The following is a 16,455-nucleotide window of genomic DNA, read 5'->3' as shown; positions in this document are numbered from 1 at the left end:
ACGCGCTTAGCTAATTTCAGCGGCAGACTCAATAGCCGTCGCCAGCGTCTCTAATGAATTGAGTAACTGCTCATGGCTACTATCGCGCAAAATGATATGGCCAATAAAATCGGCATTCGTCTTAATTTCGCCATTAAGGATGTCGCCGATTTTGGCTGAAAAGCTGGCTTCATGAAGCGTAATACCCGCCTGCAATGCCAATTGCTCAACATCTGGTAATGCCTGCAAGGTTCCTGATACGCGGGCCCGAAGCATGCGGATACCAGAGTAATAGTTCTGTTTGAGCGGCTCAGCCGTATATTTACCCTCCGCAGCCCAACGTAGCCACAGCAGCCATGGATTGAAATTTTCAAAGCTCAACATCGCCAGATCCCAAATATGCATACCGGCAGGGCGCATATTGGTTTCAACAGCGGCCGTCGCGCCGGGAAGTAAAAATATTTCGTTATGCCAGGCGCCATTCGACGGAGACACCAGTTCACGCATATGTTCGCCTGCAGAACGCAGCAGTATTTCATCCGCCGGGGTCAAACAGGCAGGCACCACCTGTTGATACTCCGCACGGTAGTGGCCTTCAGTAGTATGCTTTTCCGTGATCCACTGCTTACCCGCCACACTATCCCAACTAAATTCTTTCGCATTTTCGATAAGAGATTCCACCAGGATCCCTGCTTCGCGATAAGGCGCCAGTGAAGCCCAGATAGACTCGCATTGCTCAATACACTCAATCACCTGGCACCCGCGGCTATTGCCCTCCTTCGCTGGCTTGATAAACGCCTTACCGCCTAACGAATCGACCAGATCTTTAAGTTCATTCAATGATGTTACCGGCTGGCTGGTTACCGTCCGATAACCGGCGGGATGGAATGAAGCCCTGGCATCCAGTTGACGGAATATTTGCTTATCCAGCCCTGCTTTTGCTTGTTCTGGCAGCGCGCCGGGTAGTCTGTTCTTTTGCGCCAGCAGCGCCCCCAAAGGAACACCTCGATCGGAAAATGGTAAAATACCGATGGGAGAAAGTGATTCGGTTGCCAGATATTGATGAACGACATCCGCTGAGGCCGGGAGTTGTGTAACTTCAAGCGTTGTTTCAATCACCAGATCAGCAAATTGCTCATCGCTTGCTGTTTTTTTCTCAGTAATTAATACAACTTTGGCGTCAAAATATTTTTGTGCCTCAACGCGAATTTTAGCAACATCATAAATTCTGACGTTATTATATCCAACGACAATAAAGCATGGCGTATTCATGATAAGGCTTCCACTGTGCAGGTATTAAAAATTGACTCAATGACTCTTGCGATTTTCGTTTGCTCGCCAAAGACCACACCACTCAATGGCGAGGTTGTCGGTGAGTAAGAAATTGTGCCGCGCGAGGAGACATCCTGATTGGATTGATAATGCAGTAGATTTTCCTGCCACTCCTCAGCCGAAAAGTTGAGCGTATAAGCAGAGTTAAGCTGGTGAGCTGGATAGACGAACCAGCCATAGTAGACAGCATTAATGAGATCGATACACACTGGCGGATTACCAAACAACTGGTAACGTAAATCAGCGTGATAAAGATTAAGGCCTGTACGTAACTGGAATGTTTCAGCCACTCCGGCCCCGCCAACCCGTGCGGCAACTTCCAGAAACCAGAAATTACCTTCCGCATCTCGAATAGCCTCAAAATGGAAACTGCCGTTCTGGTGTCCTAATACACTTAGGGCGTTAACGACTAAATCGATATGCGCGGCTTCAGTAGTGGTTTGTACCGATCCCAGCGGCACGCCATCGGCAAAGCTCAAACAGTCTCGAATATAGTGACTACTCACGAAAGCCAGCGGTATTCCTTTATGCATCCAACCATCAAAATGGTAAATAACGCCATCAATAAATTCTTCAACCAGCATCGTTTCATCATCCTTAAGAGCTAACGATGCCTGTTTGATAGTCGCGAAATCCCCCACCATAATCCCATTGCTGGAAGCCTCAGTTCGTGGTTTAAGCACGAATTTACCCGCACGAGGCGCTAGTTGAATAAATTCCAGCGGATGCCAGAACTCAGGCTGAGGAATCCCCTGCTGTTTACAGCGACTGCGCATAATCCATTTATTGCGCAAAGGAAGAATCTCAGCCAGTTTATCGCCGCTAATCGAAAAATGCTCCCGCAGGGTCGCCGCGGCAAGCAGATCGTATTCGGAGCGAGAAATAATACGATCGGCATACTCAAACACCGGCGCATAAAAATTAATTAACTCAGCTGGCTCGAAATGCTGACTCTCCAGCATGATCACCTTCGCCTCGGAGGGGAACTCATCAGAGTTCCCCTGCAGGCAAATATAATAAACCTCATGCAGTTGGTGGTCGATAATCTGATCGTAGCGGATCTTGTCAAATGGAATACGATGCAGGATGACTATTTTCATTACTGGTACTCCGTAATCAGATAATCGTTGGTTTGCTTAAAAAATATAGGGTGTTCAGATATCGCAATATCGGTAATATCCCACAATGCCATACCTAAAAATATTTCGCGTTCCACCGAAGGTAATTTATCCAGGGCTTTATAAAGCACTTTTTCTTGCACTGCGGGTAATTCGAGAGTACTGCGTTGAATACGCAGCAGCGTTTTCCCTGACTGGCCGAAGAACACGCGGAAAAATGTCGTTCGAGCCGGCGCAGCACTACGCACAGGGCTCCTCCCCAGGATTAACATCAGCCAGGTTTCTAGTAAGCACGCTCCGGAATGAATTTTAGTGCTATCAACAATATAGGCCCCACCAATCCGGGGATTAATCTCTACGACTTCCCATTGCAGTTGTGGATCGAATTTCATCTCGACATGATAAGCGCCGGTATCGGCACCGAGCGCTTTCATTATTTCATCCAGACGTACTTTTCCCGCTTCCACCTGCGCCGTCGTTAACGATCGCGGCGGGCAGATACAGGCTCCCTCCAGTACAGAATAGGTTTCCTGGGTCACGTCAAGTTTCTCATGAACAGCCAGAACATCCATTACGCCGTTATCAATAGCGATCTCAAAGCTGCACTCTACGCCGGAAATAAAGCCTTCAAGAATAAAGCCATTATCGCGAGAAAAAATGCCTTCATAATTTTTGTCTTCCGCTGCACGCATCCACAGGTGTTCGAGTTGAGCATACTCCGTCAATGATTTTGCAGGAAACGTTCCCATTGACGCTAAACCAATACGTGGTTTAATAAAATACTGTTCAGGGTGACTTATGGATTCAAATAATGCTTCATTTAAAACCTGGCTTGTGACGGCCGTTAGCCCTGCGGCCTGTAATACCTGGCGCATAACTAGCTTATCGCGCAGCCTGGCTACGACCTCTTCGCTAATATCCCTGGCACCAAAAATGTGGTTGGCATAAGACATCAAGTGGCGATAACCATCCCATACGCTAAGACATCCGGCAAAATCGACATTCTTACCCGTCGTTTGCAAAAAAAGATCGATATCTGCTTTTTCTAAATATAATGAAGAAGTAATGCTAAATTGTTTTTCATCAATTTCCCACTGCGGTGCTGTCGCCTTACTTGAAGTAGATGAGAGGACGTAGCAAGCATAGCCATTATCCTCAACTATCTTTTTTATAGGCGCCACCATCGATAATAATTGATGTGATAAAATAAGAATTGCTTTGTTCATCACTGCCCCACCAACTCTGTCGTTTAATAATCAGGTTGCAGTAATCCCTGCAACCTTAATTGCATTGTGACTATTTTTATTAGTTTTTATGCGTTGATTGTTTTATTATGTAATTCAACAAAGAATAACTTCAACAACTCCTGAATTTCAGAGAAATAGCGTTTAAGATCCTGAATATCGTCATCAGACTCCACCAGCAGACTCAAAATATTCCACATATCCTGGGTATGATCCTCAACAAGGTCAGTATTCAAATGTGCGGCCTGGCCGATAATCTTATCTTTACCCAGAGATTCACCGAGTGCCTTAATCTGTTTGGGCGTCAGTTTTTGAGTAGTGTATTCGACAAGGTAGCTATAGCAAACCACGCCCAGTGGTTTTTCGTGCTCGGCGACAAAGTACAGGAATCCACTTAGAAGACGTGTATAGAAGCTAGGTTCAGTGCTATAGATAGTCTCTTTACTAATACCCTGGCTCTCAGCATCCTGAATGAACAAGGTGTCATGAAGCATCTCTTCATCCTGATAAGCGGCGTAGAGCTGTGCGGCTTCAGCATTAAACTGGGTGATTTTATGTAACGCATTAGCCTGCGCGCTTCGCATCAGGCGAATACGCCATGCATGTTCAATCAACGTCTGCTGATAGTACGCTTTGTTAATTTCTTTGCCTTCAAGATGTTTTGCCGAAGGAACCGTATTTTCCCACTCGATGATTTTGGTATCAAGAAAGTCGTCGATTTCACGTTTTACCTGCGCGCTTTTTTCTGCATTCAGAAAAGGTTCATTACGTACAATAGACGTGTCTTTAATACGATTTTTCATACATTACTCCAGATAATTTTCAATTAAAGTGACATCACCGCTAATTTTGCACTGGCACGCCAGCCGCACCGTTTGATCTTCTATACCAAGCAATTTGAATAAACGTTTCTCTTTTAAAGTCTTGCCCGTGATATTCTCCATCCCTGATAATACCTTGACTCGACACAACCCACAGTTTCCAGTTTTACAACCAAACCTCATGTTCTCCCTGCATTCTAAAAGGCTCACCACATCCCTGAAAGTGAATTCAGTTTCACTTTTCACAAACATCACTGACGGCATCTATATTTTCCTTATAGAATTTATTTGATGAGTACTTATATTTCCACAGCCAAAGTAATAACGCGACAATAGAAATTAAAGAAAGCACTTCTGTGTTAATCGCCACCGGAAAATAACGCATAACCAGAACCGTTAATCCTGCGCCAAGACTGACGGACAACTCTTTTATTAACAGAGAATTTTCTTGCGCTGCACAATAATCAATATAACTCAATGCACATTCAGCAATTGATAGTATTGTTAGCCATACCGCTGCTCCCCAAAAAGTATAAACATGGAAAATGCCAGGTACTGCCAAAACGATCAAGCCAAGAAGTATAATCACTATCGACATCAGCATTGCTTTATCGCCACTGCGATTAATAAGCGCCATTAATGGTATCTGTATTAATGCAACAATTGCGCTGTTAAAGATGATCATCATGCCATACCAGGCTGGTAGAGTCTGTCGATGAACCAGTATTTCCTGCGGCAGGATAGAGAATACCGCAAATAATTTAACCCCAGTAACAATCCCTGCTAATACCCATTTCAACTTTCCTGATTTGGCAAAGTTCTTCGTCAGTAGCGTCTGCGCCGTCAGGTCACTTGATAAACTAAAATGGCGTGCGGTTGGTAAACAAACGAGCAATAAAGCAGCAATTACAATATAAAATAATAATGGACTCCAGTGCGGATAGAGTAATAATAACCCGGCACACAGACTGCCGAGATTAAGCATAATTTTATTATTAGCCGCTCCTGCCGGGGTTCTGGCCGCATCATTCTTCACGATATAACCCAGCACGGCTACACCATAGCTAAAGAGGACCACCGCCAGCCAATTGACGCCCGTTGCAACATTTAGTGCTAATAATACTATTCCCAGCAGCGACACCGACAGAGTAACTATTAATGCACGTTGACCAAACAGACCTAGCGTCAATGGGGTCAATATCAACAGAAACCGATAACCAAAAGCCAGTAAGGCATTACTGGTCGTGTCTAACCAAACATTGGCCTGCCCGAGCAGGGAAAACAGGGCAATTGCAGAGACCATCCGTAGTAACAATAGCTGGGCGGAAGACGCTCCCAACCTTTTGATAAATAATAAATAAAATTTATTTTTTGCCGCTGTCATACACTCATCTTCAGAACCACAATTGATGGGCTAAAGATATATCGCGTTAGTGTAGTACTGTTCATAGAATGTTTAGCGAAATATTCGCTTTCCTTACAGGTAAAATCTCCGGTACAGTTCGAAGAGTCAAGGCAAGTATCAGAGGTAGCCCCATTTTTAGCTTATCCCAACTACAACTGGTGAATGGCACTGCCAAAGTCACCCAGATTGTTGATTTTATCAGCGCGGCAATCATCGGCGGCCAATTATTACCGGGCAGTCGTTTACCTTCCCTGAGGGAATTCTGCGACCAGGTTGAAACCAGTAAATTTACCGTTGTGGAAGCACTGGAACGTTTGCGTGCCAGAGGACTGATCACCTCTATTCAGGGAAGAGGATATTTTGTCAGCCATGCACGGCAAACGACTGAGATTGACGCCGACAAGCCTCTTTCGTTAGTCAGCCCCGATCTGCATTCAAGACTGAAACACGCTTTTGCAAAAAGTAGCGATATTCTTCGTCCCGGATGCGGTTTTTTGCCTGAAGAGTGGCTGGATACTGAATTTTTCCGTAAAGCGCTACGCCAGATTATCCGCAAACCGCAGCTAAAATTCTCTGAGTACGGTAATCCACGAGGATACCTGCCATTGAGAAAAACACTGCAGATGAAAATGAATGAGGCGGGAATTAGCGTACCGGTTGAGCAGATTATTATGGCGAATAGCACCATGAATGCCATCGACATGCTGTTCCGTATTCTGATCAAACCTGGCGATACCGTGCTGATTGACGACCCTTGCTATTTCAATTTTCGCGCCAGTCTGAGTCAGCATCAGGCCAATGTTGTCTTTATCCCTCGCGGTCATACAGGGGTTGATATTGATGAGCTTGAAACCTTATTAAAAGAGTCCCGGCCCAGGGCTTATCTCACCTCCGGACTAATGCACAACCCCACCGGGCAAAGTTATAGTCTGGAAGAGATGTTTGCTTTAATCACCGTATTAAACCGCTACGATTGTCATCTCATTGAAGATGACCTGTATCATGACCTGATGGAACCGGCAACCAAGCCAATGTCGGCGCTTGCCGGGCTCACTAATGCCAGTTATATATCCGGCTTCTCAAAATTGCTGAGCGCCAATATGCGGGTTGCCTATATTGCAACGAACCCATTGCTGGCTGAAAAATTAGTACAGCTAAAACAGCAGACTGGCGGCGTCACCTGTGAATTTACCGAGCAGACATTACATCAATTCTTCCGTGACGGTAGCTATAATCGCCATCAGCGCCGGCTTATTGGTAATTTGAGTGACGTCTCCTCGCGGGTAAAAAGCTGGCTTCAGGAAGCAGGTTGTCGTTTCCCGGTCGTCCATTCTTACGGGTTGTTTTTATGGGCTGAATTGCCTGAACATATCGATAGTGAAACGCTGGCTGAAAGAGCATTAGTGCAGGGTCTGGCTCTGGCGCCAGGTACGCTGTTTTGTCAAAAAGCAGAAGGGCTACGCTATATGCGCTTTAATATCGCCCATAGCCACAATGATAAAGTTGCCGCGCTGGTTACCCGGTTACTAAAACCCTAATCCCCTGCTGAGACAAACCTGACTATGTGGTTTGTCTCAATACCTTAGGCTGACCCCATCTGACCAGTAAAACAAAAAAGCCTGATGATACATTAGCATCATCAGGCTTTTTGATAACTTCACGAAGCGTGACTTCATGAAGTCCTGAATTTGGCTCCTCTGACTGGACTCGAACCAGTGACATACGGATTAACAGTCCGCCGTTCTACCGACTGAACTACAGAGGAATCGTGTGAACGGGGCGAATATTAGCGACCACGCTCAGCCATGTCAAAGATGTTTTTTATAATGGCGATCGTTTGCCGATTTATTCTTCACTTCGCCTAAAAAGTAACACTTTTCCAGTATATTCATGACTTTTCTTCCAGCCGAGCCTTTAATCGCGGGTACTTCCACAACCAACGCCCGGTGATCATCCGGCGATAGAACAACAGGCCACGCACCGCCCAGTCGAGCACCATACCCAGCCAGACGCCGATGACGCCCATGCCCAGCATGATCCCCAGCGTATAGCCAGCTACCACCCGGCAGCCCCACATGCCCAGCATCGACACCCACATGGTGTAACGCACGTCGCGCGCGCCTTTAAAGGCGCAGGGCAAGGTCCAGGAGAGCGACCAAATTGGCATAAACAGGGCATTGAGCCACAATAACTCTTTAACCACCACTTTTACGTCTTCTTCGCTGGTGTAGAACGAAGCGATCAGGCCAGCGAACGGCGCGGTGCCCCAGGCAATAAGCGTCAGAATAATAGTCGACAGCCAGAACACGAACCAGGCCTGACGTTCCGCCTGACCAACCTGCCCTTTCCCCAGCCGTTTACCGGTAATAATGGTAGAAGCCGATCCCAGCGCGTTACCCGGCAGGTTAATTAACGAAGCCACCGAGAAGGCAATAAAGTTCCCGGCGATGACGTTGGTCCCCATACCGGCAACAAACATCTGCGTCAGCAGCTTGCCGCCGTTAAACAGTACCGATTCGATGCTCGCCGGGATACCAATACCCATCACCTCCCAGATAATGGCAAAGTTAAACGGCTTAAAGTAACTCTTCAGCGAAATACGCAGCGCCGGGTTAAAACCTGTCATCAATACCCAAATGGTTGCCAACGCGCCAATATAGCGGGCAATAGTCAGCCCCAGTCCAGCGCCGACAAAGCCGAGCCCCGGCCAGGAGAAGATGCCGTAAATCAGGATACTGCTGATAATAATATTGAGAATATTCATCCCGCCGTTAATCAACAGCGGTATTTTGGTGGTCCCCGCGCCGCGAAGCGCGCCGCTACCAATTAAGGCAATGGCCGCCGCCGGATAGCTCAGCACGGTCAGTTCGAGATAGGTTAGGGCCAGCGCTTTAACCTGAACCGTGGCGTCGCCGGCAACGATATCGATAATCTGCTGACCAAAGGCGTGAATAACCGCCGCCAGCACGATTGAAAACAAGGTCATGATCGCCAGCGATTGCCGCGCAGCCGCCCTCGCCCGTTTTCTGTCGCGCTTGCCGAGGCTGAAGGCCACTACCACGGTGGTGCCAAGATCAATCGCGGCAAAGAACGACATGATGACCATATTAAAGCTGTCGGCTAACCCCACCCCGGCCATTGCTTCTTTACCGAGCCAGCTTACAAGGAAAGTACTCAGCACGCCCATCAATAATACGCAGGCGTTTTCCAGCAGGATCGGTACGGCAAGGGGACTGATTTCACGCCAGTAGAGCACACGATAGCTCTTGCGCTTTTTAAACCAGGACGTGCGCGCTACGGCCTGGCGTACTGCTGAAGTGACGTTCAAGGGAGACCTTAGTGAGAAGAGTTGAAACAACATTTCAAATGATGATTGAGAAATGCTAATCCTGCAAAGTATTTTTCCTGGTAAATTGTCGGCAAATACGACAAATTGTTGATAGATGCGGCAGGCGTGACGCTGCAGTTGAATTGATGTTTGACAAAAATTTTTTCGCCGCTAAGATACCACTCCACACGATTCCTCTGTAGTTCAGTCGGTAGAACGGCGGACTGTTAATCCGTATGTCACTGGTTCGAGTCCAGTCAGAGGAGCCAGATTCAAAAAAGCCTGCTTACGAGCAGGCTTTTTTATTTCCACAACTTTAGCTTTTCATCCCTCTGAATTCGCTCAAATTTTCGTTTAAACAGTAATAAAATCACCGCTACTGCTGAATTTACCAGCGAACGATCGCAAAAGACGTATTCTCCTTTGACATCCCGTAACACACTCGCTAACATGCGCCCCGTTCACACGATTCCTCTGTAGTTCAGTCGGTAGAACGGCGGACTGTTAATCCGTATGTCACTGGTTCGAGTCCAGTCAGAGGAGCCAGATTCAGAAAAGCCTGCTTACGAGCAGGCTTTTGCTTTCTTATCGCAATACTTTCAATCTATCTCTATTCAGAAATTATCTACGTGTTCGATCATTCGTATTTGATGCTGTGCTCATCCTGTAGCCTGATTTTCACCAGCACCGCACCCAGCAACGCCAGATCCACCAGCACCGCCAGAGCATAGACAAAGCCTCCCTTTCCTGAATCGGCATAGTGACTGGTTAGCAGAATAGCCAGGGTAATAATAACGATACTCGCTATCGTCGGGATGTTCGCCATCATCCTCGACAAACCTCTTTCTGCCGCATGGGTTTGCCAGACAATGCCCAGCCCTAATCCACCAAAGACGATTCCCGGAATGAGCTCCAGCCAACCATGTTCGCTATTCCATATCACCAGAACCAGTAACCAACCTATAGCGGACAGCACAAAGGCATAACACGATATTGTCACGCAATAATGCGCTGGCCACGGCTGCCAACGCGCGATTGCATAGCCAACAGCAAAAGCTCCCGCCAGCGCCAATAGCAACGCCAAACTGGCGATAGCGCCGATAATGGCGGAAATGCTCAATAACAGCGCGCCTGCCGCGAATAAGCTGCTTAGCGCGATAGCTTGCGCAGGCAGTTCAGCACCGGATGTCGCTACCGCAGCACGCGGGTGCAGGAAAATACTCATTTTTCACTCCTGACATTCTCAAACGATGATGAATTAAATTCACCGCTTATTTCACATTTCAGTAGACTAGCACCTGTATAATTACCCAGACAAACGCATAGATTTCAGCCATAGATGAGAAAAACTCAGCCATGAGAAAAAACCGCCTCCCCCCGCTGGGCGCGCTACGCGCCTTTCATGCCGTTGCCCGCTGCCGCAGTTTTAAACGCGCCGCCGATATGCTCGGGGTGAGCGCTACCGCAGTAAGTCATCAAATCAAGCTGCTGGAATCCGTGCTGGAGTGTCGGGTCTGTGAACGCAATGCCCTTGGCGTCAGCCTTACCGAAAGCGGCGAAATTCTCTATGTCGGAACCCAGCGCGCCTTTAGCGCGCTGGAAGAGGCTACCGCGCAAATTGTTCGCTCACACCAGCCGCCGTCGCTCACCGTCACCACGACTTCCAACTTTCTGACTCACTGGCTGGTACCGCGACTGGCAGCATTTAAAGCGGAATTCCCCGCCATTGACCTACGGCTACATACCAGCGTCGAACGGGTGGATCTCAACCAGCGCAGCGTGGATGTCGCGATTCGCTATCGTGAGACGCCGGAGCGCGGACTGCACTGTACCTTGCTACATGAAGACCGATTTATCGTCGTCGCCAGCCCCGCGCTAGGTATTACACGGCTGGAGGATTTGCGTCACGCGACCCTGTTCCACGTTGAACATCGTCACGTTCCGGCAGATTCGCCGGGCTGGGAGAACTGGCAACGCCGCTACGGACCACCGCAGCTGAATATCGACGCAGGGTTAACCTTCAGCGACGAGACGCATGCGCTACAGGCGGCGGTGGCGGGACAAGGCGTGGTGATTGCCAGCGAACTGCTGGCGCGCGATCTGTTGCAACGCGGGGTATTAACGGCACCATTTGAAATGTTCTTACCGGGAGCAAACTATTATCTGGTGGCGACACAAGAGCTAGCCCAGCGCGCCGATATCAGCGCCTTGCGGGACTGGCTACTGCAGCAGATAGCGATGAGTTGAAACCAGAGAAAGAGGCAGATATCGGACGATATCTGCCTGACTGAATTTTTACCAACCGCAGACGTTAGTCTCTTCGTCAGATTCATAACCGCGCACAATATTGATGAGCTCTTTCACCGCATCAGCGGCATGCAGTGGATCCTGAAGCGCCTCGATTGCAGCAAAATCTTTATCTACCGATACACCGTTATTATTGTTCGTCACCATCAGGCTGAACCCTTTTCCCTGCGCGTTATCGGTTGAAAGATCCTGAAGCAATTCCGCTACTGCCTGAACCGCGATATCAGGGACATAAAGCGCCATCGGCTTGAGATAAATTTTCTCTCGTTTTTCATTATTGTTGTTATTGACTATCGCTAATGAGTAACCTTTATTTTCACTGTTCATAGACTCAACTTATCCCTCAATCAGAATTTTAGGGTCGACGTAAAAATCGACATTAAATACGGTATCGTCAGTTAATGCCTCAATGCAGTGCCATTTTTCCGGAGGAAAGACACCAAACTGCCCCGCTTCAATAGTCATCGTTTCAACAGGGTCTGGGCTCGTTTCATCGGCATAACCATAATAGCGTATTGCGCCCTGCATCACCGACAAACGCGGGTAGACGCCCTGTCGCGTACCGGCATCAAGATGGCGCTTCCAGATGGACGCGGGCGCGGTCTCTTTGGTCCACATGGGGGTGGAACGGGTCTGAACATAATGGGTAGGTATAATGATTCGCTGCATGATTTGCCTCTCTTTCCGCGCCGTGAAATAGCGCGCGAATGGAACGATATATTGCATATCATATACCCCTTTCAATTGCTAAGGATATTATTTTTTCGAATCTATTTTACCTACCACTATTTATACCCATTAAGGATTATCGTTATTTAAAATATAAAAAAGCGCCAGTGATAGTTCACCGGCGCCAGTTTAAAGACTGAGGATTATCTTGTTTCAGTTGTTATTTAACTGCCCTGGCTTGCCAATTAAATAGCCCTGAACAAGATCGCAACCTAATTGTTGCAGCGAGGTTAATTGTTCCTCGGTTTCAACACCTTCGGCGACAATACGCATATGTAAGCTTTTACCCATACTGATGATCAGGCGCACAATATCGAGGTCATCTTTTTGCATAGGTATATTGACCACAAACGAGCGATCAATTTTGATCTTATCAAAGGGGAAATAACTCAACCGTGACAATGACGAATACCCGGTGCCAAAATCGTCAATCGAAATCTGAATCCCCTGCTCGCGTAACTGGCTGAGGATCTCCAGCGAGCGCGTATTTTCGTTAAATACATCAGATTCCGTAATCTCAAGATCAAGGCGCCGCGGGTCGAGGCCCGTCTTCTTTAGCACCGCAACCACCGTGTCTGTGAGTGAGGTATTGATAAGTTGAATCGGTGAGACGTTAACCGAAACCTTCAGCGGTTGCTCCCAGCGGGCCGCTTCCTCGCAGGCGGTTTTCAGTACCCACTCGCCGAGTTGATTAATCAGGCCGGTTTTCTCCGCCACCGGGATAAATTCCGTGGGCGGTACCATGCCCCGCAGCGGATGAAACCAGCGAACCAGCGCTTCGTAACCATAAATTTCACGCGACACCGTGTCGGCGATCGGTTGGTAGTAAACCTTGAACTGGTCGTTTTCCAATGCATGCAGCAGATCGTCCTCAAAGGATTTGTTGTCCTGTAAACGTTGCAACATGCCGGGACGGAAAATCTCCACATTTCCCGCACCGGATTTTTTCGCTTCATACAACGCCAGATCGGCACATTTGTATAAGTAATCGGTGCGACTTTCAGCATCGGAGATTACGATGCCAATGCAAGCCCCGATGTTAATTAATGAATCGTAGATCTGGTACGGCTGGCTGATTTTCTCGCGGATCACATTCGCCCGCTCCAGTGCCATTTCTTCGCTCAGATCTTGCGATACCAGGGCAAATTCGTCGCCGCCAAGCCGGTACAGCGTCTCTGATGTTTTACGGAAGAACGACAGGCGGCTGGCGAGCTCCTGCAGCAGTTTGTCACCAGCATCATGCCCCAGGGTATCGTTAACATCTTTAAAATTATCCAGGTCGAACAACATAACCACTGCGCAACCATTATAAGGTTTCACATGATTGACTACTTCCTGTAGCCTCTGCCAGAAAGAAAGGCGATTAGGCATGCCTGTTAACGAATCGTGATAAGCATCATATTGCAACCGGCGGTTCTGTACCTGCAGTTTCTCTTTCGACAGCTGCAAATCATTCGCGAGCAATTTCATACGCACATGAGCGCGGCGCAAGTTGTTATTTTGCCGAAGCATCAATAGCCCAAGAGTGATACACATCGTAATCAGCAAGATTGAAATCACCGAATAGATGTAATAGAGATGCTGAATCTTATCGTGCGTAAGATTGACGACATCAAAGTCCTGCGCCAGGGTCATGGAGGCCAGTGAGGTCATCGGACCATCTAACTTACTCATGGTATGCAGCAGAATCACCATCTGCTCAGGCGTCATGGTGTCCAGTTGCCGATCGAGTTGATCGAGGATCTGAATCAGACTGGTCACCGTTGCCTGCCGCTGCTCGCTTTTTCTGATGAACTGACCAAGATCGCCCTGTTGCAGCAGCTCGATCTGGCTCATCATTATTTCCAGGCGCAGGCGTACCTCATCGCGGTCGGTCCCCTTCACGTTCAGCGCCAGGGCGCTTAAACGAGCCTCGAGACGCATGTATTCGGAGACCATCTGAGACACAGACCACGAGTCGGTATAACGGGTTAATTTTTGCAGCTCACTCTGCCGCTCATGCACCAGATAGGTAATGTATCCGGTGACGATAAAAAGCGACAAAATAATGGCAGTGAGTATTCGATTCAAGATCAGAGCCTTACTCAATTATAATCTTTGAAACCTGCCATGCCGAGCGGGAATAATAGATTTGGTTCTGTAACTCCGCGCTACTATCGTAGGGATAAACAATAAAAAGCGGCCCTTTATCACGAATGCGCATATATTCACCATTCATCTTCAGCGCCAGGATCACCGGGAATTTATGAAAATCCTCCACTGGTACCTCAGTAGTATAATCGTTAAGGGCCATCACCTTCGCCGTCTTACCTTGCGCGCCCACTAAGTCCATAAGTTTGCTAAGTGAAATACCATCAAAGCGCACTTTCCCTGAATACCACGGAGTAGTGGTGATCACTGTCTCATTGCCCAATTTTTCTAGCGCGGCAATGTCAAATACGGCGGTATCACCTTCGTTTGTATTGGTAATCTTTCCTGAAATGGTTAAAACGGGTTTGCCTGTTGGCGCAGGCAGTTTTTCTGCGAAAGCATTGGGTAAAACCAAAACATAAAATAAAACTGCAAAAATTAGACGCATATCACCCACCATATCCAGCGTTGGAGATAGTAATTGTAAACCATTTACGTGAATTCTTAAAAGCTGTCCCAGTAGGGCCACAAAAATAAAATAGCAGTTATGGTCAACAGTTAACCCACACCAGTGGTGGAAATTAAATGTTCGATTTAGACATTTTTTACTTTATTGTCTTTCATGCTGGTAAAAAACTTTTCAGCTGCGCTTATGCGCGGTAATCTCCTTAACGGCGCGAAGATAAGAAAGCGTCTCATTCAAATAATAACAAGTTAACAACAAACAGGACAGGCATGGACTCAACGCTTATTTCTCCCGACTCCGGCAAGGGGGTTGCTTCTCTTCATCGCGCTCGTCGTGCGGCATGGGGAAGCTTTGCTGGCGCCGTCGTCGACTGGTACGATTTTCTGTTGTACGGCATTACCGCCGCACTGGTGTTCAACCGCGAATTTTTCCCACAAATTGGCCCGGCGATGGGCACGCTCGCAGCCTTCGCGACCTTCGGCGTCGGCTTCCTCTTCCGCCCGCTCGGCGGCATTATCTTCGGCCATTTCGGCGACCGTTTAGGCCGTAAGCGCATGCTGATGATGACCGTGTGGATGATGGGGATCGCCACCGCCTGCATCGGCCTACTGCCTTCCTTTAACCAGATTGGCTGGTGGGCGCCGGTTTTATTGGTTATTTTACGCGCAGTGCAGGGCTTTGCCGTCGGCGGCGAATGGGGCGGCGCGGCGCTGCTGTCGGTTGAAAGCGCGCCAAAAAACAAAAAGGCGTTCTATAGCAGCGGCGTGCAGGTGGGTTATGGCGTCGGTCTGTTACTCTCTACTGGGCTGGTATCGCTTATCAGCAGTTTCACCACCGATGAGCAGTTCCTTAGCTGGGGCTGGCGCCTACCGTTCCTGTTTAGCGTAGTGCTGGTACTGGGGGCATTGTGGATCCGCAACGGCATGAGCGAGTCGGCAGAATTTGAACAGCAGCTGCAGAAAACGCCTGCCGCGAAGAAAAAACGCCTGCCGGTACTGGAAGCGTTGGCGCGCCATCCCGGCGCCTTCTTATTGATCATCGCCCTGCGCCTGTGTGAACTGTTAACGATGTACATCGTGACCGCCTTCGCCCTCAACTACTCGACACAAAACCTCGGCCTGCCGCGTGAACTGTTCCTCAATATTGGGTTGCTGGTGGGCGGTATTAGCTGTATTACCATTCCCTGCTTTGCGTGGCTGGCGGATAGGTTTGGCCGCCGTCGTATCTATATTACCGGGGCGCTGATCGGAACATTAAGCGGCTTCCCCTTCTTTATGGCGCTGGAGCAGCACTCGCTGTTCTGGATCCTGTTTTTTGCCCTGATGCTGGCCAACATCGCCCATGATATGGTGGTCTGCGTACAGCAGCCGATGTTTACCGAAATGTTTGGCGCCAGCTATCGCTACAGCGGCGCAGGCGTCGGCTACCAGGTGGCCAGCGTGGTCGGCGGCGGTTTTACGCCATTTATCGCCGCCGCGCTGGTCACCTTCTCTGGCGGGTCATGGCATAGCGTGGCGATTTATCTGACGGTCGGCTGCCTGCTCTCCGCCGTTACGGCGATGTTGATGAAAACCCGCCATCCGGCATAAAAAGGGA

General features: G+C 48.4%; 15 protein-coding genes and 3 tRNA genes. 5 read left to right on the top strand and 13 right to left on the bottom strand.

Translation table 11 applies throughout. From position 1 onward, the window contains the following. Nucleotides 1-6 precede the first annotated feature (6 nt). The 6 genes from ABLV07_RS04705 to ABLV07_RS04680 all read right to left on the bottom strand — a co-directional run bounded on the left by ABLV07_RS04705 (nt 7) and on the right by ABLV07_RS04680 (nt 5,878). Entirely contained in the window at nt 7-1,251 is a 1,245-nt protein-coding gene (locus ABLV07_RS04705) for a biotin carboxylase (protein ID WP_032711957.1), read from the bottom strand. Next, complete coding sequence (locus ABLV07_RS04700) at nt 1,248-2,411, bottom strand: hypothetical protein (protein WP_020078385.1); 1,164 nt, start codon at nt 2,409-2,411, stop codon at nt 1,248-1,250. The genes ABLV07_RS04705 and ABLV07_RS04700 overlap by 4 nt, the downstream gene beginning before the upstream one ends. Beyond that, on the bottom strand, nt 2,411-3,655 hold the full coding sequence (locus ABLV07_RS04695; RefSeq protein WP_020078384.1) for an ATP-grasp domain-containing protein: 1,245 nt from the start codon (nt 3,653-3,655) through the stop codon (nt 2,411-2,413). Before ABLV07_RS04695 ends, ABLV07_RS04700 begins: the two co-directional genes overlap by 1 nt. 86 nt (nt 3,656-3,741) lie before the next feature. Then, the gene (locus ABLV07_RS04690) at nt 3,742-4,476 is read right to left on the bottom strand and encodes an iron-containing redox enzyme family protein (protein ID WP_020078383.1); all 735 of its coding nucleotides are present in this window, start codon (nt 4,474-4,476) and stop codon (nt 3,742-3,744) included. Nucleotides 4,477-4,479: 3 nt separating this feature from the next. Then, nucleotides 4,480-4,758, bottom strand: a complete 279-nt coding sequence (locus ABLV07_RS04685; protein ID WP_026612260.1) for a 2Fe-2S iron-sulfur cluster-binding protein — start codon at nt 4,756-4,758, stop codon at nt 4,480-4,482. Next, on the bottom strand, nt 4,730-5,878 hold the full coding sequence (locus ABLV07_RS04680) for a hypothetical protein (protein WP_046883131.1): 1,149 nt from the start codon (nt 5,876-5,878) through the stop codon (nt 4,730-4,732). The genes ABLV07_RS04685 and ABLV07_RS04680 overlap by 29 nt, the downstream gene beginning before the upstream one ends. 68 nt (nt 5,879-5,946) lie before the next feature. Here ABLV07_RS04680 and ABLV07_RS04675 point away from each other — a divergent pair, with 68 nt between their 5' ends. Continuing rightward, complete coding sequence (locus ABLV07_RS04675) at nt 5,947-7,437, top strand: PLP-dependent aminotransferase family protein (RefSeq protein WP_227508670.1); 1,491 nt, start codon at nt 5,947-5,949, stop codon at nt 7,435-7,437. A gap of 151 nt (nt 7,438-7,588) precedes the next feature. Here the strand turns inward: ABLV07_RS04675 and ABLV07_RS04670 are convergent. Next, nucleotides 7,589-7,664 (bottom strand) — tRNA-Asn (locus ABLV07_RS04670). A 123-nt stretch (nt 7,665-7,787) separates the two neighbouring features. Further along, nucleotides 7,788-9,227 (bottom strand): EmmdR/YeeO family multidrug/toxin efflux MATE transporter, encoded by a 1,440-nt coding sequence (locus ABLV07_RS04665; protein ID WP_015365870.1) that lies wholly within the window; start codon nt 9,225-9,227, stop codon nt 7,788-7,790. A 193-nt stretch (nt 9,228-9,420) separates the two neighbouring features. Between ABLV07_RS04665 and ABLV07_RS04660 the strand changes: the two genes are divergently transcribed. Then, nucleotides 9,421-9,496: transfer RNA gene (locus ABLV07_RS04660), tRNA-Asn, on the top strand. Nucleotides 9,497-9,697: 201 nt separating this feature from the next. After that, nucleotides 9,698-9,773, top strand: a tRNA-Asn gene (locus ABLV07_RS04655). 91 nt (nt 9,774-9,864) lie between these two features. Here ABLV07_RS04655 and ABLV07_RS04650 read toward each other — a convergent pair. After that, on the bottom strand, nt 9,865-10,452 hold the full coding sequence (locus tag ABLV07_RS04650; protein WP_059305104.1) for a hypothetical protein: 588 nt from the start codon (nt 10,450-10,452) through the stop codon (nt 9,865-9,867). Nucleotides 10,453-10,583: 131 nt separating this feature from the next. Here ABLV07_RS04650 and ABLV07_RS04645 point away from each other — a divergent pair, with 131 nt between their 5' ends. Then, nucleotides 10,584-11,474 (top strand): LysR substrate-binding domain-containing protein, encoded by an 891-nt coding sequence (locus ABLV07_RS04645; protein ID WP_047064426.1) that lies wholly within the window; start codon nt 10,584-10,586, stop codon nt 11,472-11,474. A gap of 48 nt (nt 11,475-11,522) precedes the next feature. Here the strand turns inward: ABLV07_RS04645 and ABLV07_RS04640 are convergent, their stop codons facing one another. The 4 genes from ABLV07_RS04640 to ABLV07_RS04625 all read right to left on the bottom strand — a co-directional run bounded on the left by ABLV07_RS04640 (nt 11,523) and on the right by ABLV07_RS04625 (nt 14,841). Next, a complete protein-coding gene (locus tag ABLV07_RS04640) occupies nt 11,523-11,861 on the bottom strand; it encodes a DUF1869 domain-containing protein (RefSeq protein ID WP_015365845.1) in 339 nt (112 codons plus the stop codon). 9 nt (nt 11,862-11,870) lie between these two features. Further along, complete coding sequence (locus tag ABLV07_RS04635; RefSeq protein WP_015706013.1) at nt 11,871-12,203, bottom strand: DUF1971 domain-containing protein; 333 nt, start codon at nt 12,201-12,203, stop codon at nt 11,871-11,873. A gap of 213 nt (nt 12,204-12,416) precedes the next feature. Further along, nucleotides 12,417-14,333 (bottom strand): EAL domain-containing protein, encoded by a 1,917-nt coding sequence (locus ABLV07_RS04630; protein WP_045412988.1) that lies wholly within the window; start codon nt 14,331-14,333, stop codon nt 12,417-12,419. Nucleotides 14,334-14,343: 10 nt separating this feature from the next. Continuing rightward, on the bottom strand, nt 14,344-14,841 hold the full coding sequence (locus ABLV07_RS04625; protein ID WP_015365842.1) for a molybdopterin-dependent oxidoreductase: 498 nt from the start codon (nt 14,839-14,841) through the stop codon (nt 14,344-14,346). Nucleotides 14,842-15,128: 287 nt separating this feature from the next. Here ABLV07_RS04625 and shiA point away from each other — a divergent pair, with 287 nt between their 5' ends. After that, nucleotides 15,129-16,448 carry a shikimate transporter gene (gene shiA / locus ABLV07_RS04620; RefSeq protein WP_015365841.1) on the top strand — a complete coding sequence of 440 codons (1,320 nt, stop codon included), beginning with the start codon at nt 15,129-15,131 and terminating at the stop codon, nt 16,446-16,448. Nucleotides 16,449-16,455 lie beyond the last annotated feature (7 nt).

Source organism: Klebsiella sp. CN_Kp097 (assembly GCF_040064495.1).
Taxonomy (GTDB): Bacteria; Pseudomonadota; Gammaproteobacteria; order Enterobacterales; family Enterobacteriaceae; genus Klebsiella; species Klebsiella aerogenes.
Note: the sequence above shows the minus strand (reverse complement) of the source record. Positions and strands in the feature narration are given on the sequence as shown.

What these genes read in the sequence shown, in the direction of transcription:
- ABLV07_RS04705 (WP_032711957.1), bottom strand. Translation starts at nt 1,251, where the DNA reads ATGAATACGCCATGCTTTATTGTCGTTGGATATAATAACGTCAGAATT.
- ABLV07_RS04700 (WP_020078385.1), bottom strand. Translation starts at nt 2,411, where the DNA reads ATGAAAATAGTCATCCTGCATCGTATTCCATTTGACAAGATCCGCTAC.
- ABLV07_RS04695 (WP_020078384.1), bottom strand. Translation starts at nt 3,655, where the DNA reads ATGAACAAAGCAATTCTTATTTTATCACATCAATTATTATCGATGGTG.
- ABLV07_RS04690 (WP_020078383.1), bottom strand. Translation starts at nt 4,476, where the DNA reads ATGAAAAATCGTATTAAAGACACGTCTATTGTACGTAATGAACCTTTT.
- ABLV07_RS04685 (WP_026612260.1), bottom strand. Translation starts at nt 4,758, where the DNA reads ATGCCGTCAGTGATGTTTGTGAAAAGTGAAACTGAATTCACTTTCAGG.
- ABLV07_RS04680 (WP_046883131.1), bottom strand. Translation starts at nt 5,878, where the DNA reads ATGACAGCGGCAAAAAATAAATTTTATTTATTATTTATCAAAAGGTTG.
- ABLV07_RS04675 (WP_227508670.1), top strand. Translation starts at nt 5,947, where the DNA reads ATGTTTAGCGAAATATTCGCTTTCCTTACAGGTAAAATCTCCGGTACA.
- ABLV07_RS04650 (WP_059305104.1), bottom strand. Translation starts at nt 10,452, where the DNA reads ATGAGTATTTTCCTGCACCCGCGTGCTGCGGTAGCGACATCCGGTGCT.
- ABLV07_RS04645 (WP_047064426.1), top strand. Translation starts at nt 10,584, where the DNA reads ATGAGAAAAAACCGCCTCCCCCCGCTGGGCGCGCTACGCGCCTTTCAT.
- ABLV07_RS04640 (WP_015365845.1), bottom strand. Translation starts at nt 11,861, where the DNA reads ATGAACAGTGAAAATAAAGGTTACTCATTAGCGATAGTCAATAACAAC.
- ABLV07_RS04635 (WP_015706013.1), bottom strand. Translation starts at nt 12,203, where the DNA reads ATGCAGCGAATCATTATACCTACCCATTATGTTCAGACCCGTTCCACC.
- ABLV07_RS04625 (WP_015365842.1), bottom strand. Translation starts at nt 14,841, where the DNA reads ATGCGTCTAATTTTTGCAGTTTTATTTTATGTTTTGGTTTTACCCAAT.
- shiA (WP_015365841.1), top strand. Translation starts at nt 15,129, where the DNA reads ATGGACTCAACGCTTATTTCTCCCGACTCCGGCAAGGGGGTTGCTTCT.